This window comes from Kitasatospora sp. NPDC048298, assembly GCF_043201465.1.
Lineage (GTDB): Bacteria > Actinomycetota > Actinomycetes > Streptomycetales > Streptomycetaceae > Kitasatospora.
This window is the reverse complement of record NZ_JBICYZ010000179.1, coordinates 1-1,193: the sequence shown is the minus strand read 5'-3', so window position 1 is coordinate 1,193 and position 1,193 is coordinate 1. Positions and strand designations below refer to the sequence as shown.

At 67.0% G+C, this 1,193-nt stretch carries 2 protein-coding genes; both read left to right on the top strand.

What is annotated here, in order from left to right; genetic code table 11:
* Positions 1 to 90: 90 nt before the first annotated feature.
* Complete coding sequence (locus tag ACGF0D_RS44320) at positions 91 to 630, top strand: winged helix-turn-helix domain-containing protein (protein ID WP_392926275.1); 540 nt, start codon at positions 91 to 93, stop codon at positions 628 to 630.
* Positions 555 to 1,154, top strand: coding sequence for a transposase (locus ACGF0D_RS44315; protein WP_392926273.1), 600 nt, complete (start codon positions 555 to 557; stop codon positions 1,152 to 1,154). Before ACGF0D_RS44320 ends, ACGF0D_RS44315 begins: the two co-directional genes overlap by 76 nt.
* The last annotated feature ends 39 nt before the right edge of the window (positions 1,155 to 1,193 follow it).

Here is a 1,193-nt window from a genome sequence, read left to right as displayed (position 1 = left end):
CTACTGAAGTTGAATTCGTGATGTCGCTCGGATGGGTGAAGCGGTAGCGTTCGCCTGCCGTTGGAGGGTTGGTCCCGGTAGTCGTGTGCTGTGAGGTACGCACAGGGCGGCGGTTTGACCGACGCGGAGAGGGTCGCGCGGGAGCGGATCCGACGGCAGGCCGTGGATCGCTTCAAGGGCGGTGAGAAGAATCGGGACATCGCGGCCGCGCTGCGGGTGAGCGTGCGTTCGGTGGAGCGCTGGCGCCGGCAGTGGCGCGAGGGCGGCGCGGCAGGAATCGCCTCGAAGGGTTCGCCGGGTCGTCCAAAGCTCTCCGATGCCCAGATCGTGCGGCTGGAACGGGAGTTGGAGCGTGGACCGCTTGCCCACGGCTGGGACGACCAGCGGTGGACCTTGGCTCGGGTGAAGACGCTGATTGGCCGGCTGTTCCACGTCTCCTACACCGTGGAGGGCACGTGGGTCCTACTCAAGCGGCGCGGCTGGTCCTGGAAGCAGCCGGCCCACCGCGCCATCGAGCGTGATGACGCGGCCGTCGAGTTGTGGAAGAAGGAGACGTGGCCGCGGGTAAAAGCGCCGCGGCGGCCCGCGAGGCCTGGCTTGTCTTCGAGGACGAAGCCGGGCAGTCGATGAGGCCGCCGCGCGCCAGGACCTGGGGCCGGGTCGGCTGCACGCCCGTGGTTCGGGTGCGCGGCCGAGGAGGCGGCCGGGTCTCCATGGCGGGGCTGAGCTGCTACAAACCCGGTCAGCGCTCGCGGATGTTCTACAGCTTCCACGTCTACCGGGGCCGCAAAGGCGAGAAGAAGGGCCTGACCTGGCAGGACTACCGGGACCTGCTCATCCGGGCGCACATCCAGCTCGGCGGTCCGATCGTGCTCGTGTGGGACAACCTGCGTGCCCACCTGATGCCGCCGATGCAGGAGTTCATCAAGGCGAGCAAGGACTGGCTGACCGTCTTCCAACTCCCCTCGTACGCTCCCGACCTCAACCCGCAAGAGGGCATCTGGTCGCTGGTCAAGCGCACCATCGGCAACCTCGCCGCCGCCGACATCGACCAACTCGCCCGAGCCGTCAAGCGCAGCCTGAAGAGACTCCAGTACCGCCCTCACCTCATCGACGGATGCCTCGCCACCACCGGCCTGATCATGGATGGCTGACCACATCTCAGACCGACATCACGAATTCAACTTCAGTAG